Source organism: Nocardia sp. MDA0666 (assembly GCF_003023875.1).
Taxonomy (GTDB): Bacteria; Actinomycetota; Actinomycetes; order Mycobacteriales; family Mycobacteriaceae; genus Nocardia; species Nocardia aobensis.
Window position 1 is genome coordinate 82,356 of record NZ_PYHT01000013.1, and the last position, 26,138, is coordinate 108,493.

Consider the following 26,138-nt stretch of genomic DNA (forward strand, 5'->3'; position numbering starts at 1 on the left):
GCCGGAACTTGTCGGTGCCGCGGCTTACCCTGGTGACCATGGCTTTCGCAACGGAGATCCCTGCGGATTCGGACGCACCCGGCGAGCAGCCGCTGGCGCATTCGGAATTCCGGCCGATCGGGGCGATCGAACGCTCCGACGGGCGGTTCGAGGTCGTCAGCGAGCATCGGCCCGCCGGTGACCAGCCCGCCGCGATCGCGGAGCTGGAGCGGCGGTTGCGTGGCGGCGAGAAGGACGTGGTGCTGCTCGGCGCCACCGGTACCGGCAAATCGGCCACCGCGGCCTGGCTGATCGAGCGGGTCCAGCGCCCGACCCTGGTCATGGCGCCGAACAAGACCCTGGCCGCCCAGCTGGCCAACGAACTGCGCGAGATGCTGCCGCACAACGCGGTGGAGTACTTCGTCTCCTACTACGACTACTACCAGCCCGAGGCCTACATCGCGCAGACCGATACCTACATCGAGAAGGACTCCTCGATCAACGACGACGTGGAGCGGCTGCGCCATTCGGCGACCTCGAGCCTGCTCTCGCGCCGCGATGTCGTGGTGGTCGCCTCGGTCTCGTGTATCTACGGCCTGGGTACCCCGCAGTCCTATCTGGACCGCTCGGTGCAGCTCGAGGTCGGCGCGGAGGTCGAGCGCGACCGGCTGCTGCGTCTGCTGGTCGATGTGCAGTACACGCGCAACGACATGGCCTTCACCCGCGGTTCCTTCCGGGTGCGCGGCGATACCGTCGAGATCATTCCCTCCTACGAGGAACTCGCGGTCCGAATCGAGTTCTTCGGTGACGAGATCGAGGCGCTGTACTACCTGCACCCGCTCACCGGCGATGTGGTGCGCCAGGTCGACACCCTGCGCATCTTCCCGGCCACCCACTACGTGGCCGGGCCGGATCGGATGGAGCGCGCGGTCGCCGATATCGAGACCGAACTCGAACAGCGGCTCGCGGATCTGGAGCGGCAGGGCAAACTGCTCGAGGCGCAGCGGCTGCGCATGCGCACCCAATACGACCTGGAGATGATTCGGCAGGTCGGGTTCTGCTCCGGTATCGAGAACTATTCGCGGCATATCGACGGCCGTCCGGCCGGTTCGGCGCCGGCGACGCTGCTCGACTACTTCCCGGAGGACTTCCTGCTGATCATCGACGAGTCGCACGTGACCGTGCCGCAGATCGGCGGCATGTACGAAGGCGATATGTCGCGCAAGCGCAACCTCGTCGAATACGGTTTCCGGCTGCCCTCGGCGGTGGACAACCGCCCGCTCACCTGGGAGGAGTTCGCCGACCGGATCGGCCAGACCGTGTACATGTCCGCGACGCCCGGCCCGTACGAACTGGGCAGTACCGGCGGCGAATTCGTCGAGCAGGTGATCCGCCCGACCGGACTGGTCGACCCGCAGGTGGTGGTCAAGCCGACCAAGGGTCAGATCGACGATCTGGTGCACGAGATCCGCACCCGCACCGAACGCGACGAACGCGTCCTGGTCACCACCCTCACCAAGAAGATGGCCGAGGATCTCACCGACTATCTCCTGGGCATGGGTGTGCGCGTGCGCTACCTGCATTCGGAGATCGACACGCTGCGCCGCGTCGAACTCCTGCGGCAGCTGCGGCTGGGCGAATACGACGTGCTGGTCGGCATCAACCTGCTGCGTGAGGGCCTCGACCTGCCGGAGGTGTCGCTGGTCGCGATCCTGGACGCCGACAAGGAGGGCTTCCTGCGCAGCGCCACCAGCCTCATCCAGACGATCGGGCGTGCCGCGCGCAACGTCTCCGGTGAAGTGCACATGTACGCCGACAAGGTGACCGATTCGATGCGCCATGCCATCGACGAGACCGAACGGCGCCGGGCCAAGCAGGTCGCCTACAACGAAGCCAACGGCATCGATCCGCAACCGCTGCGCAAGAAGATCGCCGACATCCTCGATCAGGTCTACCGTGAGGCCGACGAGACCGAGGTGGAGGTCGGCGGATCCGGGCGCAATGCCAGCCGCGGCCGCCGAGCCCAGGGCGAACCCGGCCGCGCCGTGAGCGCCGGGGTGTACGAGGGCCGCGATATCGCGAATATGCCGCGCGCGGAACTGGCGGATCTGGTCGCCCAGCTGACCGATCAGATGATGAACGCCGCCCGCGAATTGCAGTTCGAGCTGGCCGGGCGATTGCGCGACGAGATCGCCGACCTGAAGAAGGAGTTGCGTGGTATGGATGCCGCCGGGCTGAAATGAGTTCCCGCGCAGCGTCTTTCCCGCACACGCGGCGGTGCCCCGGCCGGACCGGGGCACCCGCGCGGCCCGCGTCAGCTCTGCGTGGCCATCCACTCGTCGACCCGGCGCTCGGCCTCCTCGCGCGAGACGTCCTCGACCCGGGTCATGACCACCCAGCGATGTCCGAAGGGATCCATCACCAGCCCGTAGCGGTCGCCGGTGACGAACGTCTGCGGCTCCTCGACCCGGGCGGCGCCGTGTTCGGCGGCGCGGGCGACGACCGCGTCGGCATCGGGGCAGTAGTGCACGATGCTGGTGTGCACCCAATCCGATTCGGGTGCGCGCACCCCGTGTTCGGGGATGGGCATACCCATCTGGATGGTGGAATCGCCGATCGCGAGTTCGGCGTGCGCCGGTTGCCCGTCGGGAAGGTCGTTGCGGCTGAGCACCTTCGCGCCGAAGACCGCGGAGTAGAACTCGATGGCCTTGTTGCCGTCGGGTACGGCCAGGAAACAGTTGACGGAGTGATAACCCTCGGGAATGGGATTGACGTCGTTGCTCATAGGAACAACCCTCGGCCACCGCGGGGAATGCATCTTGTAAGAAAGCGACAGCCTCGTCCGCGGCGGGAGACGGGCCGTGCCGACCGGTGACGAGCGCGCGAAAGGCGCTGCATTGCATCCGGTTCCGGTGCCTCCGCCGGAGGTCACGAAGGGCATCCTGCATCCCCGCGAGCAGGAGCGTCACCGCCGGCTGATCCGGTTGCCGGCCGGCCCGCAGACGGCCGAATTCGTCGAATGGTATTGGTCGGTCTCCTGGGATCTGCGCGGCCGCCCGCCCTATCAGGCGCAGGTGCTGCCGTTCCCCTCGGTCAACGTCAGCTTCGAGCGATCCGCCACCCGCACCGGCGGATTCGTCAGCGGTGTGACCACCGGCAAATACGTGCGCGAACTGACGGGAGAGGGGGAGACCTTCGCCGCCAAATTCCGTCCCGGCGGCTTCGGCGCCTTCACCGGCATCGACGTCGGCGCCCTGCGCGATTCCGCGATCGAACTGACAGAGGTGCTGCCGGAGGCCGCGGGCCTGACCGAACGCGTGCTGGCGACCGGCAGCGCCGAGGAGCGCCGCGACATCGTCGACGCCTATTTCGCCCGCGCTGCCGGCCGCCGCACACCCGACGACAACTACCTGCTGGTCTTGCGGATCATCGCCGCGATGGAAGCCGATCCCGAGCTGACCCGGGTCGATCAGGTCACCGCCCGTTTCGACATCCCGATCCGCACCCTGCAACGCCTGTTCCGCCGCTACGTCGGCGCCGGGCCGAAATGGGTGCTGCGCCGCTATCGCCTCCAGGACGGCGCACAACTGCTGGCACAGGGCCGCACCGACGATCTGGCGACGCTGGCGCTGGAACTCGGCTATTTCGATCAAGCCCATTTCGGTCGCGAATTCGCGACCGAGATCGGAATGGCGCCGCTGGAATACGCACGCGCATCGCTACTGTCACACGACGCCTCACCGGGCGATCCGGGGCCGGATCGCTGATTCGTTTCAGCCACCCCGGTTCCGGGAATATCCGAACTCATAAGTAGTTGAATGCTGTATTACCAGCCCGGCGGCGGTGCTGCCGGCCGACAGAGGAGTTGGCGATGAGTGTTCTGGTGCTGATCGGGCGCATTCTGTTCGTCATATTGTTCGCGAGTTCGGCGATCGGGCATCTGACCCAGGCCGACGCGATGACCGGTTACGCCCGCAGCAAGGGCGTTCCGATGGCGAAGGAGGCGGTGCTGGGTTCGGGGGTGGTCCTGCTGCTCGGCGCCTTGAGCGTGCTGCTCGGGGTGTGGGCCGATCTGGGCTCGCTGCTGCTGTTCGTCTTCCTGCTGCCGACCGCATTCCTGATGCACCCGTTCTGGAAGGAATCCGATGCGCAGGCCAAACAGGGCGAGATGATTCATTTCAACAAGGATCTCGCATTGGCCGGTGCGGCCCTGATGCTGTTCGCCTTCTTCGCCCGTGTCGACGATCTCGGCGCCACAATCACCGGACCGCTATTCCACCTCTGACGAACGCGGAACGACCCGCATTCCACATTCGGCGGTTATTGCCTCGCGTATCCGGGAAACCGCCGGAATCGGTTCTCGCCGCCGGGAATTGTGAGTTCTCACCATCACGCCCGGGTGCGCTCTGTGCATCCGGGCAATCGCGGTCCGTGCAATTGGGGAAAACCCTTCTGTGACGAAAATCCCAGGGCCACAATCGGGTTCGCGACTGCGACGACGATCGCAACGCGATGCCGCCGGATTCGGGATCAGCGCTGGTGAGGCGGCTCGCGCGGCCGCCCGGCCGGCGAATGTGTCCTGCGGATCGCGGGGCGCATCGATGTGATGTATTGCGATTGTCGATGATTCCGGCGCGATAACGGTTATGGTCTAGCGCAGTTGCCCGCGCGGGTTTCTGCTCCGGAATTGCGCGCAGGCATCCGCCCACTTGTACGTTTGGAGGAAAGATGACCGCCTACCGGTCCATTGTCGTCGGTACCGATGGCTCGGATTCGTCGTATGTCGCTGTCGAGAAGGCTGCCGCGCTGGCCGGCGACGCGGGCGCCACCCTGTACGTCGCGTGCGCGTACTACCCGACCGACGACCGCGATGTGGCCGCCGCGGCCGACGTCCTCAAGGACGAGGCCTACCAGGTGCGCGGCTCGGCTCCCACCAACGAGATCCTGCGGGTCGCGCGGGACAAGGCGGCCGCCGCCGGGGCGACCAACATCGTGGAGCGGGCCGTCGTCGGCGAACCCGTCGAATCGCTGCTGAACCTGGTCAAGGAGGTGGAGGCCGATCTGCTGGTCGTCGGTAACCGCGGCCTCAACACCCTGGCCGGGCGCCTGCTCGGCTCGGTGCCCTCCGATGTCGCCCGCAAGTCGCGCAGCGACGTCCTGATCGTGCACACCGTCCGCTGACGTTCGCATGACCGGCCGCCCGGGGCCTCAGCGCAATGCGCCGAGGACCTCGGGCAGCGTGCCGGTGTGAACCACCGATAATCGCTGGGTGGCACGGGTGAGCGCCACGTACAGATCGTTGAGCCCGCGCGGCGATTCGTCCAGTATGGCCTGCGGTTCCACCAGCACGACCGAGTCGAACTCCAGGCCCTTGACCTCGGCTACCGTCAGCACCTGCACGGAATCGCCCGCCAGCGAGGCGAATTCGCTCACCGTCGCATGCGGGGCCAGGACCGCCGTGATACCCGGCCTGCCGACCTCGGCGGCGACGAGTTCGGTGACCGCGGCCAGCGAGCCGCCGGCCGCGACCTGCACGGCCCGCGGCGGAAAGCCGGATTCCCGGACCGACCGCGGGATGGTCGCCTCCGGATCGATCGCCGCCAGCACATCGGCGGCCACCGCCATGATTTCGGCGGGCGTGCGGTAGTTGACCGTCAGTTCCGTGAGCTTCCAGCGCTGTGCGACATAGGGTTCCAGCATCCGCTGCCACGACGACGCCCCCGCCGGATCGCCGGTCTGCGCCACATCGCCGACCACCGTCACCCAGCGATTCGGAATGCGCCGCATCACCATTCGCCACGCCATCTCCGACAGTTCCTGCGCCTCGTCGATGATCACGTGTCCGTAGGTCCAGCTGCGATCACCGGCGGCCCGCTCGGCGGTCGTCTGACGATTGCGCACATGCTGGCGCTCGGCGAGCTGGCCGGCGTCGATCAGGTCGTAGGCCATCAGGATTTCCGGATCCAGATCGTCCTCGAGGTCCTGCGGCGCCGAACCGGTCAGGATGTCGAGCGCCTCCTGCGCCTCGGCCAGCTGCGCGCGCCACCGCCGCCGTGAGCGCTCCCGCTCCTCGGCGTCGTCGATGCCCAGCAATTCGGCCAGCTCGTCGAGCAGCGGCGCGTCCGCGGCCGCGAAGGCGGGCCCGTTCGCCGGGTCGAGGGCGCGGAACAGCTCCTTGCGGTCCTCGGCGCTGAGCCGGTCCGCGGCATGCGCCAGCCGCTCGGGTTCGGCCCACAGGTCGGCGAGCACCTGCTGGGGGGTCAGGATCGGCCACAACTGCGCGATCGCGCGCTGAATGCCGGCGTCGGCGCGCATCTCGTCGCGGATCTCGGTCAGATCGGCCTGGCTCAGCAGATTGCGCCCGGTATTCGACGGGCGGCGGCCGGCGGCGGCATCGGCTTCGTCGACGGTGTCGGCGAACTGGTCCTTACCGATGATCTGCGCCAGCTGGTCGGTCAGCGCGTCGACCACCGAGGCGGCGAAGATCGGGCGGGCGAGGTTGTGCGGGCGGCGCGAGGAGCGGGCCCGGCCGCGAGCGCGGGTGGCGATCTTGCGATCCAGCGTCAGCTCGTACCCGTCGAAGTCGAGGCGGACCGGGTCGCGCGGCACCTCCTGCCGGTCGCGCACCGCCTTCTTCAGCACATCGAGCATGTCGAGCGAACCCTTGAGTTCGCCCGCGCGCAGCGAATCCTCCAGTGTCGCTTCGACTCCCGGATACAGATTGCCGATCGTGGACAGCAGCACGCCGGTCTCGCCCAGCGACGGCAGCACTTGGCCGATGTAGTCGAGGAAGGTGGAATTGGGGCCGATGATCAGCACACCGGCCTTGTCGAGCTGCTGACGGTAGGTGTAGAGCAGATACGCCGCGCGATGCAGCGCGACCGCGGTCTTCCCGGTACCCGGACCGCCCTGGACGACCAGGACGCTGCGGTGTTCGGAGCGGATGATGGCGTCCTGCTCGCTCTGGATCGTCTCGACGATATCGGTCATATGGCCGGTGCGCGCCGCGTTCAGGGCGGTGAGCAGGGCGCTCTCACTGCCGACGCCGCCGTCGTCGGACTCGATCGCGCCGGCGCGGCGCGCCATCTCCAGATCGAGGTATTCGTCGCTGATTCCGGTCACGTTGCGATTGCGCGAGCGGATGTGCCGGCGACGAGTCACGCCGTCGGGGGCGGCGGTGGTCGCGAGGTAGAACGGCCGGGCCAGCGGGGCCCGCCAGTCCAGCAGCAGGGTGTTGTAGTCGTCGTCCTCGTCGAGGATGCCGAGGCGGCCGATGTAGCGGTACTCGCCCGCGTCGCCGGTGTCCTCGGTGTTCTCCGCGGCCAGATCGATCCGGCCGAAGCACAGCCCGTTCTCGGCGGCGTCGTATTTCGCCAGATCCTCGGAGTAGAGCTGGGTGAACGATTCGCGTTCGCTGCGGGCCTGCGGGGTGCCGCCGGTTTCCAGCAATACCGTCCGCAGCCGGCGCTGTGCGTATTCGCGCATACCGTCCAGCCGCTGATACAGCAGGGTGAGATAGCTCTGCTCCCGCTCCAGTTCGGCGGCGCGATCGGTGGCGGGGCGATCCTCGGTGAGGCGGTCGGGCAAAACGGAACTCCTTGTCACCACAGGGGCCGAGCGGGCCGCGCGCGAAGAGAACGGAATCGTCGAGTCTAGTTGGGGTTCGCCGGACTCGCCGTAGCCGCAGGTGAACGCGCCGCGAACACGGTAGTGAAATGTTGCACTACCAGGCCCGTGCGATCGGGCGCGACGGACAGCAGCGCGTGTTCCAGGATCATCCGCGGATCTTTCAGGAGGCGTGGGTGTTGTTCGGCCGCCGTCCCAGCGCGTTGCTCTCGGAGGTCGCCGGTTTGGCACGGTACATCGCCAGATCCGCGTCGTGCAGCACCGCTTCGGGAGTGCGCGGATCGCCCGGGCGCAGCGCGGTGACGCCGATCGAGGCCTCGATGTGGATGCGGTGGCCCCGGGCGATGATCGGCTCGGCCATGGTCTGGCGCAGCCGGGTGATCAGCCCGTCCAGATCGTCCGGCTGGGTACGGCCGGACAGCAGGACCAGGAATTCGTCGCCGCCGATGCGGCCCACCACATCGTCGGTGCGCAGGCCGCGCTGCAGCCGCTGGGCCACGATCTGCAGCACGGTATCGCCGATCGCGTGGCCCAGGGTGTCGTTGATGGCCTTGAATCCGTCGAGGTCGATGAACAGCACGTTCGACACCGGCGACTGTTCGTCGACGCCCAGCGCGGTCGCCAGTCGCGAGAGCACCAGCGACCGATTGGCCAGCCCGGTGAGCGGATCGTGGGTCGCCTGATACTCCAATTGCCTTCGGCTGGCACGGAATTCGGTGACGTCGTTGAACGAGGAGACGGCCGGCGAGTCGGGTGCGCCCGGGTTGAGCAACCGGCTCGAACCCGACAGCCAGCGCCGCTGCCCGTCCGGGCGGTCCACGCCGAACACGTAGCGTGCGATGGTTTCCCCGGTGGCCAGCGTCCGGGCTACCGGGTGATGGCTCGGGGCCAGCGGCTGGGCGTTCGCGTCCAGCAGCGTCAGCGGCAGCGAATCGATGCGGCGGCCGATCAGATTGTCGCCGTCCTGACCGAAGATGCGCAGCGCCGCCGGGTTGATCGATTCGATCCGGCCCTCGCGGTCGATGACGACCACACCCTCCTCGAGTTGCGACACCACGGCCGTGAAATGGTGTTCGGCCCGGCGTTGCGCGGCCTCGGCCCGGCGCTGCGCGGTGAGGTCGTGGATCACCACCTGATAGGCGAGCCGGTTCTGCCAGACGGTGAGCACCGAGACCGTCTCGACGTCGACCGCCTGGCCGTCGCTGCGAATCAGGGTCATCTCCGCGGTCTCGGACGCGTCGCCGGTCTGGTGCAGCCGATCGATGCGCTCGAGCATCGCCGGCACGTCACGATGGGCCACGAACTGGGTGACCGGGTGCCCGACCACCTCGTCCACTCCGGGGGCGGCCAGCAGCCGCACGATCGCCGGATTGGCGTAGACGACGATGCCGTCCTCGTGCACGACGACGCCGTCGGGACTGTGCTCGACCAGGGTGCGGTACCGCTGGGCGAGCAGTTCGGCGTCCATCACGGCCTCGGGCCGGTTCTCACCTGCCTCAACCACATGTAACCCCCTGATCATGGCCTGTTCAGGTCAATTGGCGCACGGGATCATTCTGATGGTGACGTACCGCGGATCACAGTGTGGACGGTATTGGTTCGGTCACAGTTCAGGTGCTGATCGGGCCTGTGCGTGATCATGACAGGTGCCCGTTCCCGCGGTATCGGCGAAGGGTACGCTGTCGGGTTCGGGTTCGGTCCGGTCGGGGGGCCGGACCGGGTGTTACGCCGGAGGCAGGTGCCCAGGCCGGGTGTAGGAGCGCGAATGCCGAACACAACCCCGATGTCAACTCGAGGATATCAAGATCGTATGCCGATCGCAGGTATCGGCGTGGTCAGCGGTTACGGCTGGGGCCGGGAAACGCTGTGGCGCGGTCTGCACACCGGTAAGGCGGCCGCCCGGCTCTACCCCGGCTACGGTCCCGATCGCGACGAATACGCGTGGGTTGCGCTGGTACCCGACGGCGGCGACGAGTCACTGAGCCCGAGCCGCTACGCCCGCGCGGTGCAGGAGGCCGCGCGCGAGGCGATCGCCGATGCCGCCGAACGAGGCTGGCGTCCGGGCGGCACGGTCGGGGTGATCCACGCGATCGTGCTCGGCGATGTCCGGGACTGGGAGGACTTCTACCTCACCGACGACAGCCGCCGTCGTTCCCGCGACTATCTGCGGCTGCTGCCGTCGACCCCGATTTCGCTGCTGATGCAGGAGTTCGGCTTCCACGGACCGTCGATGAATGTCTCGGCGGCCTGCAGTTCGGCCAATGTCGCGCTGATCACCGCGCAGATGTGGCTGGATCAGGGTTTCGCCGACGACGTCGTATGCGTGACCACCGACCTGTCGTCGAGCCCGGATATGGTCCACCACTTCGTGCAGATGGGCGCGGCGGTGATCGACGCCGATCCGCTGGAGGCGTGCCGGCCGTTCCAGGAGGGCAGCCGGGGATTCAGCTTCGGCGAGGCGTCGGTGGCGTTCGTGGTCTCGCGGCAGGTGGAGCGGCCGTACTGCGCGATGCTCGGCGGGGCGATGACCAATGACGCTTATCACGTCGTGTCCGTGGACCCCGGTCTGGAGCGGATACTGGACTGTACGCACCGGGCCCTGGACCGGGCCGGGGTGCGCCCCGGGGACGTGAGCTACTACAACGCCCACGGTCCCGGAACCCGGCAGTGCGATGTGGCCGAACGGGCCGTGCTGGCGCGGATCTTCGACGACCGCCCGCAGGTCTATTCGATCAAACCGCTGACCGGACATTGCATGGGTGCGGCGGCCGGCGTCGAGATCGCGGCGACGGCCCTGGGTTATGAGCGCGGCGTCGTGGTGGCGCCGCCGATCATGGCCGAGGCGCATCCTCGCCTGCTGGACGGACCCACCCCGTTCGGCGGCGGATTCACGGTGAAGACCTCGCTCGGTATGGGCGGGCACAACTCCGTGGTGGTGCTCGGGCCGGCGTGACGACCGGGCCCGCTCGCGGCGGTGCCGACGGGTCCGCTCGCGGTCGTGTCGCCGAACTTGTCGGTGGGTGTGCCTAGCATGGCGTCCGGGGAGATTCTGGACGCCGAATTTCGATCGAGAAGGGACAGCCGGTGGCGGATCTGTTGACCGTGCGCGGAGCTCGGGAGCACAACCTGAAGGGAGTGGACCTCGACCTGCCACGCGACAGCCTCATCGTGTTCACCGGACTCTCCGGATCCGGTAAATCGAGCCTCGCCTTCGACACCATCTTCGCCGAGGGCCAGCGCCGCTACGTCGAGTCGCTGTCGGCGTACGCGCGCCAGTTCCTGGGGCAGATGGACAAGCCCGATGTGGATTTCATCGAGGGACTCTCCCCGGCGGTGTCGATCGACCAGAAGTCGACCAACCGCAACCCGCGCTCGACCGTCGGCACCATCACCGAGGTCTACGACTATCTGCGCCTGTTGTATGCCCGCGCCGGAACGCCGCACTGCCCGGTCTGCGGTGAGCTGATCGCCAAGCAGACCCCGCAGCAGATCGTGGATCAGGTGCTGGAGATGGAGCCCGGCACCCGCTTCCAGGTGCTGGCTCCGGTGGTGCGGACCCGCAAGGGCGAATTCGTGGACCTGTTCGACCAGCTCAACACCCAGGGCTACTCCCGGGTGCGCGTCGACGGCGTGGTGTATCCGCTCACCGAGCCGCCGAAGCTGAAGAAGCAGGAGAAGCACGACATCGAGGTCGTGATCGACCGGCTGGCGGTGAAGCCGACTTCCAAACAGCGACTGACGGATTCGATCGAGACGGCGCTGCGGCTGGCCGACGGCATCGTGGTCCTGGACTTCGTCGACCGCGACGAGCACGCACACGACCGCGAGCGGCGGTTCTCCGAGAAACTGGCCTGCCCGAACGGTCACCCCCTCGATATCGAGGATCTGGAACCGCGGTCGTTCTCCTTCAACTCGCCCTACGGCGCCTGCCCGGACTGCACCGGTCTCGGCATTCGCAAGGAGGTCGATCCGGAACTGGTGGTACCCGATCCGGAACTGAGCCTCAACGACGGCGCGATCGCTCCGTGGTCGCGCGGGCAGACCGCCGAATACTTCAACCGGCTGCTGTCCGGACTGTCCGAGGCGATCGGCTTCTCGATGGACGCGCCGTGGAACACGTTGCCGCTCAAGGCCCGTAAGGCGGTGCTGGAGGGCAGCTCCGACCAGGTGCACGTGTCCTACACCAATCGCTACGGCCGCAAGCGGTCCTATTACGCCGATTTCGAGGGCGTGATGCCGTTCCTGCAGCGGCGGCTGGAGAGCACCGAATCCGAGCAGATGAAGGAGCACTACGACGGGTACATGCGCGATGTGCCGTGCCCGGTCTGTAGCGGTGCGCGGCTGCGCCCGGAGATCCTGGCCGTCACGCTCAATGCCGAGGGCGGGCGCCGTTCCATCGCCGAGGTGTGTGATCTCTCGATCCGTGACTGCTCGCGCTTCCTGAACTCGCTCGAGCTGGGGGAGCGGGAGGCCGCGATCGCCGGCCAGGTACTCAAGGAGATCCAGGCCCGGCTGGGCTTCCTGCTCGACGTCGGCCTGGAATATCTGACGCTGTCGCGGGCGGCGGCGACGCTGTCCGGCGGTGAAGCGCAGCGGATCCGGCTGGCCACCCAGATCGGCTCGGGACTGGTCGGCGTGCTGTACGTGCTGGACGAGCCGTCCATCGGCCTGCACCAGCGCGACAACCGGCGTCTGATCGAAACCCTCACGCGGCTGCGTAATCTCGGCAATACGCTCATCGTGGTCGAACACGACGAGGACACCATCCACTCCTCGGATTGGGTCGTCGACATCGGCCCGCTGGCCGGCGAGCACGGCGGCCAGGTCGTCTACAGCGGCCCGTACCCGGGCCTGCTCGAGGATCCGAACTCGCTGACCGGCGCCTACCTGTCCGGCCGCGAGGTGATCGAGGTGCCGCTGGTGCGCCGGCCGGTGTCGAAGAAGAAGCAGCTCACCGTGGTCGGCGCGAATGAACACAATCTGCGCGGTATCGATGTGGCGTTCCCGCTCGGCGTGCTGACCTCCGTGACGGGCGTCTCCGGCTCCGGGAAGTCGACGCTGGTCAACGACATTCTGGCGACCGTCCTGGCGAACAAGCTCAACGGTGCGCGGCAGGTGCCCGGCCGGCACACCCGGATCAACGGGCTCGACCATCTCGACAAGCTGGTGCAGGTCGATCAGTCGCCGATCGGGCGCACCCCGCGCTCGAACCCGGCCACCTACACCGGCGTCTTCGACAAGATCCGCACCCTGTTCGCGGCCACCACCGAGGCCAAGGTGCGCGGCTATCAGCCGGGCCGGTTCTCCTTCAACGTCAAGGGCGGGCGGTGCGAGGCCTGTTCCGGCGACGGCACGTTGAAGATCGAGATGAATTTCCTGCCGGATGTGTACGTGCCCTGCGAGGTGTGCCACGGCGCCCGCTACAACCGGGAAACCCTCGAGGTGCACTACAAGGGCAAGACCATCGCCGAGGTACTCGACATGTCGATCGAGGAGGCGGCCGAATTCTTCGAGCCGGTCACCTCGATCCACCGCTACCTCAAGACGCTGGTCGATGTCGGCCTGGGATATGTGCGGCTGGGCCAGAGCGCCCCGACCCTGTCCGGTGGTGAGGCGCAGCGCGTGAAACTGGCCGCCGAACTACAGAAGCGCTCGACCGGGCGCACGGTCTACATCCTCGACGAGCCGACCACCGGCCTGCACTTCGAGGACATCCGCAAACTGCTCGCGGTGATCAACGGACTGGTCGACAAGGGCAATACGGTGATCGTCATCGAACACAACCTGGACGTCATCAAAACCTCCGACTGGGTGATCGATATGGGTCCCGAGGGCGGCTCCGGCGGTGGCACCGTGATCGCACAGGGCACGCCGGAAGACGTTGCGGCTGTTGGTGAGAGCTACACCGGCCAGTTCCTGCGCGAGGTCCTCGAGAAGCCGACCGCACCGGCGAAGACGACCAAGGCGAAGAAGGCGCCGGCTGCCAAGGCGGCGGCTGCGAAGCCGTCCGGGCGCCGGAAGACCGCTGCCGTCGGCTGAGCCCCGTGCATCGCGCGACGGACTCGCGAGGTTTTCCGGTGGGTCCGTCGCGTCTCGATGTTCAGACGGCGTCCCAGCTGTCGGCTCCACGGCGGCGGCCGAGCTGCCGGCGCCGGAAGAAGACCTCCTCCACCGAGACCGAACTGGCGGCCACCGCGCCGGCGACTGTGGTCAATCGCGGGTCTTCGCTGCGTTCGTCCAGATGCCATTGCACGCCCGCGCGGCGTTCCGGAGGCAGCATCGCCCAGCGGCTGCCGATCCGCGTCTGCACCGAATGATCGCCCGCCGCAATGATATCCAGCAGTACGGGCCACAGATCGGCCTCCGTGGCGTGCGAGGGCAGCGCCCCGATGGTGGCGTCGGACTGCTGCGCGAGCATATCGGCTAATGCCGGCCGCATCGTGGGATCGAGCTGTGCCAAGAGGGCGAACAGCCCGCGCCAGGGCGACGGATCGGAGCAGCCCTCCAGCCCCTGCAGCAGGGCGGCGGCCACCGCGGTATCGGTGAAGATCGGCAGTGCCGCCATCGCGGCCAGGGCGGGCGGACGCAGGGTGTCGAAGAAGACGGCCATATCGCGCCCCGCCCCGCCGTGGATCGCGGTCGTCACCAGATTGCACAGCACGGCGGGCGTTCCGACGCCCAGCACGATATCTCCGACGTCGGCGACGACGTCGGCATCGCAGCGCGCGAAGATCGACAACGCCGCCAGCCGCAATTCCGGCGACCCGTGCAGAACGGTCTGGATCATGCGCGGCATCCGGCGCGCCGGGCCGTTGAGCAACTGGCGCAGCACCGAGGTCAGGGCGCTGGTCGAGAACGCGAACGACGCCGAGAAGATCAGGCCTTCGTCGTCGGGCACGCCGCGCTCCACGGCCTCGATCAACCGTGGCGAGGCGTAGCCGAGAAACGGTCCGGCGGTGATGTAGTCGCGGCGGCGTAGCACCTCGTTGACGATCTGCACGATCGGTTCCGGCGGCGCGATATCGGCCAGTTCGCCGACCGTGCGCGGGTCCAGATACGGCGCGCAGTCGGCCGCGTAGCCGATGCCCAGCAGCGCGACGGTTTCGGCGGCCTTCTTCGGATGGTCGACGCCCACCGCGCCGGCCGCGCGCCCGGTCAGAGCCGGCGGCACCAGCTTCTGCACCAGCGGCATCGAGATGCCGAGCGGGATGATCGGCACCAATCTGCTTATCCGCTTGAAGGTTTCGGCATGCTGATCGAAGACGATCGCGGCCATCCGTTGCTGTAATTCGTGCAGATTCCCGGCGCCGAGGCGCTCCAGATGAGCGAGTCGTTCCGGCGGAACGTGCAGGGTGCGGGCGAGCAGGATGAGCTGGGCGCGGGTTACCGGATCCGTCATCAGTCCAGCAGGTTCCCGAACATGATCTTCTTCGCCGGCGTGCGCAGCGGTCGCGGCAGTGCGCTGATCATCGCGTCCACCGACTGCGACAGCGCCCTCGCCTCTTCCTGACGTGCCTGCGTGAACAGCAGCAACAGGTCGGCGCACTCGTGATCGGTCAGTAGATCCGTGGCGGCGGTCGGGCCGCCGAGTTCGTGGTCCAGATCTCTTCTGGCGGTCATGCTGCACCCCGGTATCGTCACGTCTTCCGCTGGAACGTACCCATGAAGACATTCGGCGAATCATAGAAGGCGGCTACCGTGCCGCGAAGGCGAAAATGCCCGGATTGGGGCAAGTCACCGCGGCAAGCGGGTGGTGCTCGAGCGCGATAACGACCAACCGGTCCGCATGCCGCCGCCCGTCCGCCGCACACACCTGCGACGATCGGGGTATGGCGATCCCGACCGCATTCACCGAAATCCTCTCCGTCCGCCACCCGATCGTGTCCGCGCCGATGGGCGGGGAAGCGGGCGGGGCGCTGGCCGCCGCGGTGTCCGAGGGTGGCGGCCTGGGGCTCGTCGGTGGCGGTCGCGGCGATCGGGAATGGGTCGAGCGCGAACTGCGACTGGTGCGCGCGAACACCACCGCGCCATGGGGAGTCGGCTTCCTGAGCTGGGCGATCGACCGGACCGTCCTGGACCACGCGCTGTCGTTCGACCCCGCGGCGGTCCTGTTGTCCTTCGGGGATCCTCTGCACCTGGCCGCGACCGTCCGGGACGCCGGTGCGGTGTTGATCGTCCAGGTCACCGACGCCGACGAGGCGCGCCGGGCGCTGGACGCGGGCGCGGATGTGCTGGTGGCGCAGGGCAGCGACGCCGGCGGGCACTGCGCCGCCCAGGGCATCGGGACTCTCTCGTTCGTGCCGACGGTCGTCGATCTGGCGGGTGCGGTGCCGGTGCTCGCCGCCGGTGGCATCGCCGACGGTCGCGCGATCGCGGCCGCTCTGGCGCTCGGCGCGGCCGGCGCGATGGTGGGCACCCGCTTCCAGGCGACCCACGAGGCCCTGGTGCCCGCCGAACTGGGCAAGGCCCTGGTGGATGCCACCGGCGGCGATACCGAGGTGAACTGGACCCTCGACATCGCCCGCGGCGCACCGTGGCCGGAGAAGTATCCCGCCCGCACGCTGCGCAACACCTTCATCGACCGGTGGCGCGGTCGCGACGACGAACTGCGCACCGACGAGGCCGCCCTGCGCGAGTACCGTGACGCCGCCGCCCGCAACGACCTCACCGCGGTTCCGGTGTGGGCGGGCCAAGCCGTCGACCGGATCACCTCGATCGTCTCGGCCACCGAACTGGTGGGCGTGCTCGCCGAGGAGACGGACGCGGCGCTTCGTCGAATCACATTGCGCGACAGATGATCCGCACCCGACTCGCGGTGCCACGTTCCTCGGCGGCCCCGGAGCACCTTGACGGCCGAATGTCTCGTCGGTCATTATGAACACACGTTCATGAACGCTTGTTCATAACAATTTCGAGGAGACCGCGATGACCCACATCGTCAACACCGCACAGTCCGAGGCGTGGAACGGATACGAGGGCGAACACTGGGCCGGCCACGCCGACCGTTACGACGCCGTGAACGACGGGATCAACGAGCCGTTGCTGGCCGCGGCGCAGGTCGGACCGGGAGATCGCGTCCTGGACATCGGTTGCGGCAATGGCCAATCGACGCGGGCGGCGGCGCGGCGGGCGGGCTCGGCGACCGGTGTCGACCTCTCCGGGCCGATGCTCGCGCGGGCGCGCCTGCTCGCCGAAGCCGAAGGCGTGCAGAATGTTTCGTTCGAGCAGGGCGATGCCCAGGTGTTCGGCTTCGCACCCGGCTCCTACGATGTGGCGATCAGCCGGTTCGGCATCATGTTCTTCGCCGATCCGGTGGCGGCGTTCACCAACATCGCCCGCGCGCTGGGGCCCGGCGGCCGGCTCGCGGTGGCGGTCCCGGCCATGGCGGACTCGGAGATCGCCGGCGTCTTCGCCGCGGCGGCGGCGCATCTGCCCGGCTTCGAGGTGGGACACGGCTTCAGCGCCTTCGCCGATCCCGCGGCCACCGCCGACCTGCTCGGCGCGGCCGGATTCGCCGGTGTCGGAAACGAACTCGTCGTCACCGACAGCGTCTGGGGCGCGGATGTCGACGATGCCACCGAATTCGTCGTGGGCTGGGGGCCCGTGCGATATCACCGGCTGCGCAACGATTTCCGCACCGATACCGATGTCCGGGCAGCCGTCGCCGCCGCGCTCGCGCCGTTCGCCGGCGACGGCCCGGTCCGGTTGCGCGCGGCCTCCCGGCTCGTCACCGCCACCGTCGCACTACCGTAGGTCTCATGTCACCCCGACGGGCGGCGGCACTGCACGACCGCGACGACCACGATCTGCGTGCCCATCTGATCGCCACGGCCGAGAGATTGTTCGCCGAACAAGGCGCCACCGGGCTCACCGTGCGTGCCATCGCCCGGGCCGCCGGGGTGTCCGACGGGGTGCTCTACAACCATTTCGCCGACAAGGAGGAACTGCTCGCCGCGGCGCTGCGATCCCATGTCGAATCGGTGGATCGAAGCTTCCCGCCGCTACCCGTCGCGGGCAGCGGCGACCTCGCGGAGAATCTGGCGGTGTGCCTGCACCAGGGGCTGGCGCTGCATCAGGCGGTATTGCCGGTATTCGCGGGGCTCATCGCCCAACCCGCGGTCCTGGCCAGGTTCGCCGAAACGGAAGGCCGGCAACGGATGTGGCGTGAACAGCTGGTCGACTATCTGCGCGCGGAACGTGATCTGGGCCGAGTGGCGGCCGATGCGGACGTCGATGCGGCCGCCGCCGTCCTGATCGGCATCTGCCACGACGCGGTGCTGTCGTCGTTGCTGTCGGGAACGCCGCGCCCGTTCGTGCCGCCCCCGGTCGAGGCCGTCGTCACCACCCTGTTGTCAGGGATCGCTGTGCGGTGAATCCCCGGCGCGGCGCGGCCCCCCGTTGGCACGCCGCGCCGAACAGAACCTCGGCTCAGTAGACCGGCCCGGTGTACTTTTCGCCCGGTCCCGCGCCCGGCGCGTCCGGATGCGCCGACGACTCGCGGAACGCGCGTTGCAGCGACTGCAGGCCCTCGCGGATGGGGCCGGCGTGCGGGCCCAGATATTCGACCGAGGCCGTCACCAGGCCGGCGAGCGCCGTGATCACGCGGCGGGCCTCGTCCAGATCGCGGCGAGGGCTGGAATCGGGATCTTCGTCGGCGAGGCCGAGCTTCTCGGCGGCCGAGCTCATCAGCATCACCGCGGCCCGGCTGATCACCTCGACAGCGGGGATGTCGGCCAGCTCCCGCACCGTTTCCTGATCGGCGGACTCACTCAGGGCCGACGGGTCGCCGGCATGCTCGCTCATATCCGTAGCATGTCATCGAGTTCGCGTCGACGGGTTGCGGGGGCGGCCGATTGGGAGTAGGGGCGCCTGCGGTGTTAAAGTAGTCGGCGACGACCGCCCCGGTCTCGTGTTGGAACCGATCCAGCGCATCGGCTCGGGGCTGTAAGTGGAGCCCGACTCCCACCATCGGCCGGCCAGCGTGCCAGGTTCGATGGTCCGGTCACCCGCCGTATGCGGCGGGTTCTCGCTCGGATTTGTCCGTGGCGAGGTCGAGGTGGCAGTCCTGTTGGTGGACGCCCGCGGCGACCGGTCGACATTCGGGCCCCGTGGCGGTGAAATACCGCAACGGGGCTTTCGTGTTGGGTATGGGGTTGCAGTTGTTGCTCGCGGTCGTTGGATGACACCGCTTGACCTAGGAGGCCCCATCAGCACTGAGACCCGCATCAACGATCGCATCCGCGTCCCCGAGGTCCGACTCATCGGACCGGGGGGTGAGCAGGTGGGGATCGTGCGTGTTGAAGATGCACTACGCGTCGCCCAAGAGGCTGACCTCGACCTCGTCGAGGTCGCACCGGACGCGCGTCCACCGGTCTGCAAGATCATGGACTACGGCAAGTTCAAGTACGAGACCGCGCAGAAGGCGCGCGAGTCCCGCAAGAACCAGCAGCAGACCGTGATCAAGGAGCAGAAGCTCCGTCCGAAGATCGATGACCACGACTACGCGACCAAGCGGGGACACGTGATGCGGTTCCTCGAGGCCGGGTCGAAGGTCAAGGTCACGATCATGTTCCGTGGTCGCGAGCAGTCGCGTCCCGAACTCGGTTTCCGGCTGCTGCAGCGGCTGGCCTCCGATGTCGCCGACCTCGGCTTCGTGGAGACCTCCGCCAAGCAGGACGGCCGGAACATGACGATGGTCCTCGCACCTCACAAGGGTGCGAAGACCCGGGTGAAGGCGCAGACCGCCGCGCAGCAGACCGCGCAGCGTGGTTCGGCGCCCGGCAGTTCCGCGCCCGCTGGGGGCGACGCTGCGGCCGGTTCGGCGCCCGCGCCGGAAGCCGAAGCGGCCAGCCCGCAGTAAACCGATACAGCACCGGCGGTATCGCACGACGCGATGCCGCCGGAACGAGACAAGATTGAGGAATCCATGCCGAAGATGAAGAGCCACAGCGGCACCTCGAAGCGATTCAAGGTGTCCGGTCGCGGCAAGCTGCTGCGCCAGCAGGCGAACCGTCGCCACCTGCTCGAGCACAAGTCCAGCCGCCGGACTCGTCGTCTGGACGGCACGGAGGTCGTCGCGCCCGCTGACGTCCGTCGCGTGAAGAAGCTGCTCGGTATCTGAGCGCGCTCGCGCACCGTTCCCTCTCCCAACCTGTGGGCGCCGCCGCGCCCCTCGATCGAACAAGGACTGACCAGTGGCACGCGTCAAAAGGGCCGTCAACGCTCAGAAGAAGCGCCGTTCCGTGCTCGAGGCCTCCAAGGGCTACCGCGGGCAGCGCTCGCGGCTGTACCGCAAGGCCAAGGAACAGCAGCTGCACTCGCTCACCTACGCCTACCGGGACCGCCGGGCGCGCAAGGGTGACTTCCGCAAGCTGTGGATCGCGCGCATCAACGCCGCGGCTCGGCTCAACGACATCACCTACAACCGCTTCATCCAGGGCCTGAAGGCCGCGGGCGTCGAGGTCGACCGCAAGATCCTCGCCGAGCTCGCCGTCTCCGACGCCGAGGCGTTCGCCGGCCTGGTGGCGGTGGCCAAGGCCGCCCTGCCGGAGGATGTCAACGCCCCGGCCGCCTGAGCTGCGACCAGTTGACCAACACGTCGAAACGACCCGCGGAGCGCGACTCCGACGTCCGGACGAATCCGGAACTGTCGGAACGCAATCCGCGGGTCGTTTCCGCTGTCAAACTGCACCGCTCCGCATCCCGCCGCAAAACCGGCCTGTTCCTGGCCGAGGGTGCCAATTCCGTGGCCGCGGCCCTGGATACCGAGCGGGTCGAGGAGCTGTTCTACTCGAGTCGCGCCGCCGAACGCGAACACGAACTGGTGGCCACGGCCGCCGCGTTGGGCGTGCGCACCAGCCTGGTATGTGAGCGGGCCGCCGAACATCTGGGCGAGACCGTCACGCCGCCGGGGTTGGTGGCGGTGTGCCGGGTTGTCGATGTGCCGCTGGGGCAGGTGCTTTCGGGCACCGTGGAGACGCGCGGGGCCGAAGGCCGAGCGGCTACTTCTCGCATGCTGGCGGTGCCGGTCGAGATGTCCGATCCGGGCAACGCGGGAACTCTGATTCGGGTGGCCGATGCCGTCGGCGCGAACGGTGTCGTGCTGGCCGGTGATTCGGTGGATCCGCACAACGGCAAATGTGTGCGCGCCTGCGCGGGCAGCCTGTTCCACGTGCCGATCGCGCGCGAACGCGATATCGACGCGGTGCTGACGACCCTGCGCGACAACGACATCACCGTCCTGGCCACCACCGCGCGCGGCGAGGTCGACCTCGACGACGCCGACGATCTGCTCCGCTCCGCGGGCGAATCCGGCGGCACCGCATGGCTTTTCGGCAACGAGGCGCACGGCCTGGACCCGGCGGTCGCCGCCCGCGCCGACCATCGCATCCGCATCCCCATCCACGGCCGCGCGGAGAGCCTGAATCTGGCCGCCGCCGCCGCGATCTGTCTCTACGCCGACGCCCGGGTACGCCACCGCCCATAGCGCCCGGTCAACTCCAGCGCGACAGCTACGGTGCCCGGTCCGTCACGCAGATCGTGCCCGACCGGTAGGACATGTCGACGGGCCCCGAATACGACTGTGGGCGCCGGATATTCGTATCCGGCGCCCACACTGTTTTGATCAGTCGCGCGGGTGCGCCAACTCGATCACGTGGTCGTCACCGGTGCCCGCGGCCAGGGTCAGCGTGGAGGTGGTCGCCGGGTAACCGGCCGCCACCACCGTGTAGTCGCCGACCGCCAGATTGGCGAACAGGTAGCTGCCGTCCGCGTCGGTGGTGGTGCTGTCGATCACCGCACCGCCCGCGTCGACGAGGGTCACCCGGGCATCGCGCAGCGGACCGTGGGCGCCGTGCACGACACCCCGCAGTTGCGCGCCGCGCGAGAGCATCACGTCGAGCTGGGTGATGCCCTGACCGGCGACCTCCGCCGGCAACGCCACCGGCTGGAACGTGGCGGCGTTGACCGCGACGGTCACCGGTCCGGGAACCAGTTCGGTCAGCGCATAGTCGCCCGCGGGGCCGGACGCGCCCGCCGCCAGGACGTCACCGCGGCTGTCGGTGACGATCACCAGCGCATCGGCCACCGGTGTGCCGTCGTCGGCCGCTCGCACGGTGCCGGCCAATCCGCTCATACCGCTCAGGCGCACATCGTGTTCCAGCGGTCGCGCGCCGACGGTGATCGGCGTGGCCTGCGGCTGGAAGCCGTCGGCCGAGGCGATCAGCACATAGGATCCGGATTCCGGTGCGTCGAGCGCGTAGTGCCCGTCGCCGCGGGCGATGGCACGGCCGATCTGGCGGCCGGTGGGGGAGATCAGGGTGAGCGCGGTGCGCGTCACCGGTGAGCCGTCACCGGACTGGACGCGGCCGTGGATCGTGATTCCGGTGCTCACGAACTCCTCCGGCACCAGGCCCGAGGCGTCCTCGGCCATGACCTGTGCCGGGAGCACCGGCTCCGGTCCCGATTCGGCGGCCTGTGCCAGCGCGCCGGTGGTCCGCAGCGCGACCTCCTTGATGAACAGAGTCAGCAGGAAGGCGACCAGCGCGATGGGCGCCGCGATGAGGAACACATCGGCGATACCGTGACCGTACCCGTCCTCGACGACCGTGCGGACCGGGCCGGGCAGGGCGGAGATGTCCGGGATCTGGTTGCCACCGCCCATTGCTCGGGCCGCGGCCGGGTTCAGATGGCTCAGCCCGTCGCTGATGTAGTCCTTCACCCGTTCGGCCATCACCGCGCCGAGCGCCGACACGCCGATCGCACCGCCGAGGCTGCGGAAGAACGTGACCAGCGAGCTTGCCGCGCCCAGTTCGTGCGGCGCCACCTGGTTCTGGGTGCACAGCACCAGGTTCTGCATCGTCATACCGATTCCCAGGCCCATCAACGCCATGTAGATCGCGACCAGCCAGTAGTTGGTGTCGTAGCGGATGGTGCCGAGCAGGCCCAGTCCGGCGGTCACCAGGAAGCCGCCGGTGACCAGCCACGCCTTCCACCGGCCGGTGCGGGTGATGATCTGGCCCGACACCGTGGAGGAGATGAACAGGCCGCCGATCATCGGGATGGTCATGAGACCCGACATGGTGGGCGATTCGCCGCGCGCCAGCTGGAAGTACTGGCTGAAGAAGACGGTGCCCGCGAACATCGCGACACCGATGAACAGCGAGGCGGCCGAGGCGAGGCTGATGGTGCGGTTGGCGAACAGGTGCATCGGCACGATCGGCTCGGCGGCCCGCAGTTCGGCGAAGACGAACAGCACGGCCAGTGCGACGGCGCCGAGCACCATCACCAGGGTCTGCCAGGAGGCCCATGCGTACTTGTCGCCGGCGAAGGTGACCCACACCAGCAGCAGACACACCGCCGCGGTGACCAGGAATGCGCCCAGCCAGTCGACCTTCACCTCGCGCCGGGTGACCGGCAGCCGCAGCGTGCGCTGCAACACGATCAGGGCGACCACCGCGAACGGCACACCGACGTAGAAACACCAGCGCCAGCCCAGCCAGCTGGTGTCGGTGATGACACCGCCGAGCAGCGGGCCGCCGACGGTCGCCACCGCGAACACCGCGCCCAGGTAGCCGCTGTAGCGGCCGCGTTCGCGCGGCGAGATCATCGCGGCCATCACGATCTGGGCCAGCGCGGACAGACCGCCCGCGCCGATGCCCTGCACCGCGCGGCAGGCGATCAGCATGCCCGGATTCTGCGACAGGCCCGCGACCACCGAACCGGCCACGTAGATCAGCAGGGCGATCTGGACGAGGGCCTTCTTGCTGAACAGGTCGGCGAGTTTGCCCCACAGCGGGGTGGTGGCCGTCATCGCGAGCAGGGAGGCGGTGACGACCCACGTGTAGGCGGATTGTCCACCGCCCAGCGTGCCGATGATCTTCGGCAGCGCGTTGGTCACGATCGTGGAGGAGATGATCGCGACGAACATGCCCAGCAGCAGGCCGGACAGGGCCTCCATGATCTGCCGGTGCGTCATCGCCGCCGTTTCACCCGACTCCGGGGATCTGCGCGCGGCGTCGTTCGCAGAGGTGATTGCCATCGTTCTCTTTCCGGAAGCGGTCGATGCGGCGGTCGGCCGGTGGGCCGATGTCGCCGCAGCAAGAGGTGTTCGGGGGATATCAAACAAGTTGATTAACGAAAGTAACTATAATCCTGTGAGAACGCTGCGCAAAGGCCGAAGGGGCGGTGTGCTCGATCACATCGGCGCAAAGGGCGGTGAAAAGCCTGCTCAGTCGTCCTGGAGGCAGGCGTTGATTTCCTCGGCCCAGCGGGTCGGCACCGCATCCGGGCCGATCACCTGCATGGCCGTCATCACGGTGATGAGCATGCCGGTGGCCATGAATTGACGGGCGTCGTCGGCATCGGCGCCGGTGAGCTCGCGAACCAGTTCGTAGATGCGGCCGAAACGCTCGCGGACGTGGTCGCCGATCGCCGGATCGGCGCTGGCGGAGAAGCCGTGCAACATGAGGAGTGGCAATTCCCGTTCGGCGAGGAAGGTCTCGTATCCCTTGCCGAGTGCCTGCAATGCCTCTTGGGCGGTCGCGTTCGCCGGCGCGTCGGCGCGCGCCGCGCGGAAGACCTCTTCGATCCGCCCGCAGGCCTGGTTGACCGCGGCGACGAACAATCGTTCCTTGGTGCCGAACAGCCGGATCACGTAGGGCTGCGACACTCCGGCGAGTCGGGCGATCTCGTCGGTTTTCGTTGCGGCGTAACCGGTTTCGGCGAACGCGGTGACCGCGGCGGCCAGTACCTGCTCGCTGCGCTCGGCTGCGGTCAGGCGCGTGCGGGTCGAGTCCGCCATGGTCCTCCTTACGTCGTCCGACGGTCACGGTAGCGCGGTGCGAGCGGGCGTAGCGCCCGGCACCGCCACCTGTTGACATGTTATCAGCGAATGCATACTCTTTCGGCATCAAGTTATCAGTCGATAACAACAAAGGATCTGCGATGACCACCACCCTCGAAACCACCCCCCGCGCCGGCTCCTCCGGCGCCACCACCAGGCCGCTCGGCGCGATCCTCGCCGCCGTCGGCATTCCGATGTTCATGGTCACCCTGGACAATCTGGTCGTCACGAACGCGCTCCCGGTGATCCGCACGGAACTGGGCGCGTCCCTGGCCGACCTGCAATGGTTCGTCAACGCCTACACACTGTCTTTCGCGTCGCTGCTGCTCACCGCCTCGGCGCTGGGCGACCGCTTCGGCCGCCGCCGGATGTACCTGTCGGGTATCGCCCTGTTCACCCTCGCCTCGGCGGCATGTGCGCTGGCGACCGAGCCGTGGATGCTCATCCTCGCCCGGGCGATACAGGGCTTCGGTGGCGCCGCGGTCATGCCGCTGTCGCTGACGCTGCTGGCGAATGCGGTGCCGGTCGCGAAGCGCAGCGCGGCCATCGGGATCTGGGGTGGTATCTCCGGACTCGGAATCGCCGTCGGCCCGGTGGTCGGCGGCCTGGTGGTCGACGGGCTGAGCTGGCAGTGGATCTTCTGGCTCAATGTGCCGATCGGATTGCTGGCCCTGCCTTTCGTGGCGCGAGTGCTCGGCGAATCCTTCGGCGGCGGTCGGCGTCTGGACCCGGTGGGGCTGGTGCTCTCGGCCGGTGGCGTGCTCTCGATCGTCTGGGGCGTGGTGCACGGTGCCGACGACGGCTGGACCTCGGCGCCGGTGCTGGCCACACTGTTCGCCGGCGCCCTGGCCCTGATCGCGTTCGTCGGATGGGAACTGCGCTCGCCGGCGCCGATGCTGCCGATGCGGCTGTTCCGCTCCCGGGCGTTCGCGGTGATGAATGTGTCGGCGTTCGCATTCGCGGTCGGCGTCTTCGGTTCGATCTTCCTGCTCGCCCAGTTCTTCCAGGTCGTGCAGGGGTACTCACCGCTGGCGGCCGGCGTGCGGACGCTGCCGTGGACGATGGCGCCGATGGTCGTCGCGCCGCTGGCGGGCCTGGTGGTCGACCGGATCGGCGCGCGCACCCTCATCGTGGCCGGGCAGGTGTTCCAGGCAGCCGCGCTGGCCTGGATCGGTGCGATCGTCACCGCCGACATGTCCTACGCCGCGTTCATCGGGCCGTTCCTGCTCGCCGGTATCGGCATGGGCCTGACCTTCGCGCCCGGTTCGACCGTCGTGATGGCCAGTGCCCCGCCGGAAGATCAGGGTGTCGCGTCCGGGACCAACAACACCATTCGCGAGGTCGGTGTGGCGATGGGCGTCGCGATACTGGCGTCGATCTTCGCGTCCTACGGTTCGTACCTCAGCCCGGCCGATTTCGTCGCCGGCATGGCGCCGGCGGTGCGGGTGGGCGCGGTGGTCGTGGCGCTCGGCGCGTGCGCGACGGCGCTGCTGCCGCGTCGGATCGTTCCGGTCGGGTAAGGCAGTCCCAGTAGAGACACGCGCACCGCTCGGATGTCCGGGCGGTGCGCCTGCCGTATCGGTCTCCGTGTGCCGGAAATATCCGTGTGAGGCGGCCTGCCGACATCGCCTACGATTCGACCAGCGACAATAGTTGGCAGCGCGGAGTCGTGTATCGCATGTGGCGATGC

The 26,138-nt window shown here is 68.2% G+C and carries 22 protein-coding genes; 14 read left to right on the top strand and 8 right to left on the bottom strand.

The genetic code is table 11. The annotated features are described in order from the left end of the window. The first annotated feature begins 38 nt into the window (after positions 1–38). A complete protein-coding gene (gene uvrB, locus C8258_RS19185; RefSeq protein WP_106956445.1) occupies positions 39–2,222 on the top strand; it encodes an excinuclease ABC subunit UvrB in 2,184 nt (727 codons plus the stop codon). Positions 2,223–2,293: 71 nt separating this feature from the next. Here the strand turns inward: uvrB and C8258_RS19190 are convergent, their stop codons facing one another. Next, a complete protein-coding gene (locus C8258_RS19190; protein ID WP_106956370.1) occupies positions 2,294–2,764 on the bottom strand; it encodes a VOC family protein in 471 nt (156 codons plus the stop codon). Positions 2,765–2,840: 76 nt separating this feature from the next. Here C8258_RS19190 and C8258_RS19195 point away from each other — a divergent pair, with 76 nt between their 5' ends. From C8258_RS19195 to C8258_RS19205, 3 genes are all read left to right on the top strand, one after another. Next, positions 2,841–3,746, top strand: coding sequence for a helix-turn-helix domain-containing protein (locus tag C8258_RS19195; protein ID WP_233225192.1), 906 nt, complete (start codon positions 2,841–2,843; stop codon positions 3,744–3,746). A 104-nt stretch (positions 3,747–3,850) separates the two neighbouring features. Continuing rightward, a complete protein-coding gene (locus C8258_RS19200; RefSeq protein WP_106956371.1) occupies positions 3,851–4,264 on the top strand; it encodes a DoxX family membrane protein in 414 nt (137 codons plus the stop codon). Positions 4,265–4,707: 443 nt separating this feature from the next. Beyond that, a complete protein-coding gene (locus C8258_RS19205) occupies positions 4,708–5,160 on the top strand; it encodes a universal stress protein (protein WP_036500624.1) in 453 nt (150 codons plus the stop codon). A gap of 27 nt (positions 5,161–5,187) precedes the next feature. On the opposite strand, the gene C8258_RS19210 is transcribed toward C8258_RS19205, so the two are convergent. Next, positions 5,188–7,566 (bottom strand): ATP-binding domain-containing protein, encoded by a 2,379-nt coding sequence (locus tag C8258_RS19210; RefSeq protein ID WP_233225193.1) that lies wholly within the window; start codon positions 7,564–7,566, stop codon positions 5,188–5,190. A gap of 202 nt (positions 7,567–7,768) precedes the next feature. Further along, complete coding sequence (locus C8258_RS19215; RefSeq protein WP_369974776.1) at positions 7,769–9,109, bottom strand: diguanylate cyclase domain-containing protein; 1,341 nt, start codon at positions 9,107–9,109, stop codon at positions 7,769–7,771. Between the two features lie 306 nt (positions 9,110–9,415). On the opposite strand from C8258_RS19215, the gene C8258_RS19220 reads away from it, so the two are divergent. After that, complete coding sequence (locus C8258_RS19220; RefSeq protein WP_106956373.1) at positions 9,416–10,558, top strand: beta-ketoacyl synthase N-terminal-like domain-containing protein; 1,143 nt, start codon at positions 9,416–9,418, stop codon at positions 10,556–10,558. Positions 10,559–10,689: 131 nt separating this feature from the next. Then, entirely contained in the window at positions 10,690–13,644 is a 2,955-nt protein-coding gene (gene uvrA / locus C8258_RS19225; protein ID WP_106956374.1) for an excinuclease ABC subunit UvrA, read from the top strand. Between the two features lie 61 nt (positions 13,645–13,705). Here the strand turns inward: uvrA and C8258_RS19230 are convergent, their stop codons facing one another. Then, on the bottom strand, positions 13,706–15,004 hold the full coding sequence (locus C8258_RS19230; protein ID WP_106956375.1) for a hypothetical protein: 1,299 nt from the start codon (positions 15,002–15,004) through the stop codon (positions 13,706–13,708). Continuing rightward, the gene (locus tag C8258_RS19235; protein ID WP_039777607.1) at positions 15,004–15,225 is read right to left on the bottom strand and encodes a hypothetical protein; all 222 of its coding nucleotides are present in this window, start codon (positions 15,223–15,225) and stop codon (positions 15,004–15,006) included. The genes C8258_RS19230 and C8258_RS19235 overlap by 1 nt, the downstream gene beginning before the upstream one ends. A 209-nt stretch (positions 15,226–15,434) precedes the next feature. Here C8258_RS19235 and C8258_RS19240 point away from each other — a divergent pair, with 209 nt between their 5' ends. The 3 genes from C8258_RS19240 to C8258_RS19250 all read left to right on the top strand — a co-directional run bounded on the left by C8258_RS19240 (position 15,435) and on the right by C8258_RS19250 (position 17,978). Then, on the top strand, positions 15,435–16,403 hold the full coding sequence (locus tag C8258_RS19240; RefSeq protein WP_106956376.1) for a nitronate monooxygenase family protein: 969 nt from the start codon (positions 15,435–15,437) through the stop codon (positions 16,401–16,403). Positions 16,404–16,530: 127 nt separating this feature from the next. Continuing rightward, positions 16,531–17,358: a class I SAM-dependent methyltransferase gene (locus tag C8258_RS19245; RefSeq protein ID WP_106956377.1), complete on the top strand. Its 828-nt coding sequence runs from the start codon at positions 16,531–16,533 to the stop codon at positions 17,356–17,358. 5 nt (positions 17,359–17,363) lie between these two features. After that, complete coding sequence (locus C8258_RS19250) at positions 17,364–17,978, top strand: TetR/AcrR family transcriptional regulator (RefSeq protein ID WP_106956378.1); 615 nt, start codon at positions 17,364–17,366, stop codon at positions 17,976–17,978. 55 nt (positions 17,979–18,033) lie between these two features. On the opposite strand, the gene C8258_RS19255 is transcribed toward C8258_RS19250, so the two are convergent. After that, positions 18,034–18,408, bottom strand: a complete 375-nt coding sequence (locus C8258_RS19255; RefSeq protein ID WP_051042309.1) for a DUF1844 domain-containing protein — start codon at positions 18,406–18,408, stop codon at positions 18,034–18,036. 376 nt (positions 18,409–18,784) lie between these two features. Between C8258_RS19255 and infC the strand changes: the two genes are divergently transcribed. From infC to C8258_RS19275, 4 genes are all read left to right on the top strand, one after another. Next, entirely contained in the window at positions 18,785–19,465 is a 681-nt protein-coding gene (gene infC, locus C8258_RS19260; protein ID WP_036500642.1) for a translation initiation factor IF-3, read from the top strand. 66 nt (positions 19,466–19,531) lie between these two features. Further along, on the top strand, positions 19,532–19,726 hold the full coding sequence (gene rpmI / locus C8258_RS19265) for a 50S ribosomal protein L35 (RefSeq protein WP_030518931.1): 195 nt from the start codon (positions 19,532–19,534) through the stop codon (positions 19,724–19,726). Between the two features lie 73 nt (positions 19,727–19,799). Next, complete coding sequence (gene rplT / locus C8258_RS19270) at positions 19,800–20,180, top strand: 50S ribosomal protein L20 (RefSeq protein ID WP_025348785.1); 381 nt, start codon at positions 19,800–19,802, stop codon at positions 20,178–20,180. Positions 20,181–20,251: 71 nt separating this feature from the next. After that, the gene (locus C8258_RS19275) at positions 20,252–21,091 is read left to right on the top strand and encodes an RNA methyltransferase (RefSeq protein ID WP_106956448.1); all 840 of its coding nucleotides are present in this window, start codon (positions 20,252–20,254) and stop codon (positions 21,089–21,091) included. A gap of 138 nt (positions 21,092–21,229) precedes the next feature. On the opposite strand, the gene C8258_RS19280 is transcribed toward C8258_RS19275, so the two are convergent. Next, positions 21,230–23,644, bottom strand: a complete 2,415-nt coding sequence (locus C8258_RS19280; protein WP_199195766.1) for an MFS transporter — start codon at positions 23,642–23,644, stop codon at positions 21,230–21,232. Between the two features lie 189 nt (positions 23,645–23,833). After that, complete coding sequence (locus tag C8258_RS19285; protein ID WP_063064801.1) at positions 23,834–24,406, bottom strand: TetR/AcrR family transcriptional regulator; 573 nt, start codon at positions 24,404–24,406, stop codon at positions 23,834–23,836. A 143-nt stretch (positions 24,407–24,549) separates the two neighbouring features. Between C8258_RS19285 and C8258_RS19290 the strand changes: the two genes are divergently transcribed. After that, a complete protein-coding gene (locus C8258_RS19290) occupies positions 24,550–25,968 on the top strand; it encodes a DHA2 family efflux MFS transporter permease subunit (RefSeq protein ID WP_106956379.1) in 1,419 nt (472 codons plus the stop codon). Positions 25,969–26,138 lie beyond the last annotated feature (170 nt).

Excerpts from the sequence above, each read along its gene's own strand:
- C8258_RS19200 (WP_106956371.1), top strand. The coding sequence starts at position 3,851 with ATGAGTGTTCTGGTGCTGATCGGGCGCATTCTGTTCGTCATATTGTTC.
- C8258_RS19240 (WP_106956376.1), top strand. The coding sequence starts at position 15,435 with ATGGCGATCCCGACCGCATTCACCGAAATCCTCTCCGTCCGCCACCCG.
- C8258_RS19235 (WP_039777607.1), bottom strand. The coding sequence starts at position 15,225 with ATGACCGCCAGAAGAGATCTGGACCACGAACTCGGCGGCCCGACCGCC.
- C8258_RS19230 (WP_106956375.1), bottom strand. The coding sequence starts at position 15,004 with ATGACGGATCCGGTAACCCGCGCCCAGCTCATCCTGCTCGCCCGCACC.
- rpmI (WP_030518931.1), top strand. The coding sequence starts at position 19,532 with ATGCCGAAGATGAAGAGCCACAGCGGCACCTCGAAGCGATTCAAGGTG.
- C8258_RS19220 (WP_106956373.1), top strand. The coding sequence starts at position 9,416 with ATGCCGATCGCAGGTATCGGCGTGGTCAGCGGTTACGGCTGGGGCCGG.
- C8258_RS19255 (WP_051042309.1), bottom strand. The coding sequence starts at position 18,408 with ATGAGCGAGCATGCCGGCGACCCGTCGGCCCTGAGTGAGTCCGCCGAT.
- C8258_RS19250 (WP_106956378.1), top strand. The coding sequence starts at position 17,364 with ATGTCACCCCGACGGGCGGCGGCACTGCACGACCGCGACGACCACGAT.
- C8258_RS19245 (WP_106956377.1), top strand. The coding sequence starts at position 16,531 with ATGACCCACATCGTCAACACCGCACAGTCCGAGGCGTGGAACGGATAC.
- C8258_RS19285 (WP_063064801.1), bottom strand. The coding sequence starts at position 24,406 with ATGGCGGACTCGACCCGCACGCGCCTGACCGCAGCCGAGCGCAGCGAG.
- C8258_RS19205 (WP_036500624.1), top strand. The coding sequence starts at position 4,708 with ATGACCGCCTACCGGTCCATTGTCGTCGGTACCGATGGCTCGGATTCG.
- uvrB (WP_106956445.1), top strand. The coding sequence starts at position 39 with ATGGCTTTCGCAACGGAGATCCCTGCGGATTCGGACGCACCCGGCGAG.
- infC (WP_036500642.1), top strand. The coding sequence starts at position 18,785 with ATGACACCGCTTGACCTAGGAGGCCCCATCAGCACTGAGACCCGCATC.
- C8258_RS19290 (WP_106956379.1), top strand. The coding sequence starts at position 24,550 with ATGACCACCACCCTCGAAACCACCCCCCGCGCCGGCTCCTCCGGCGCC.
- C8258_RS19280 (WP_199195766.1), bottom strand. The coding sequence starts at position 23,644 with ATGGCAATCACCTCTGCGAACGACGCCGCGCGCAGATCCCCGGAGTCG.
- C8258_RS19190 (WP_106956370.1), bottom strand. The coding sequence starts at position 2,764 with ATGAGCAACGACGTCAATCCCATTCCCGAGGGTTATCACTCCGTCAAC.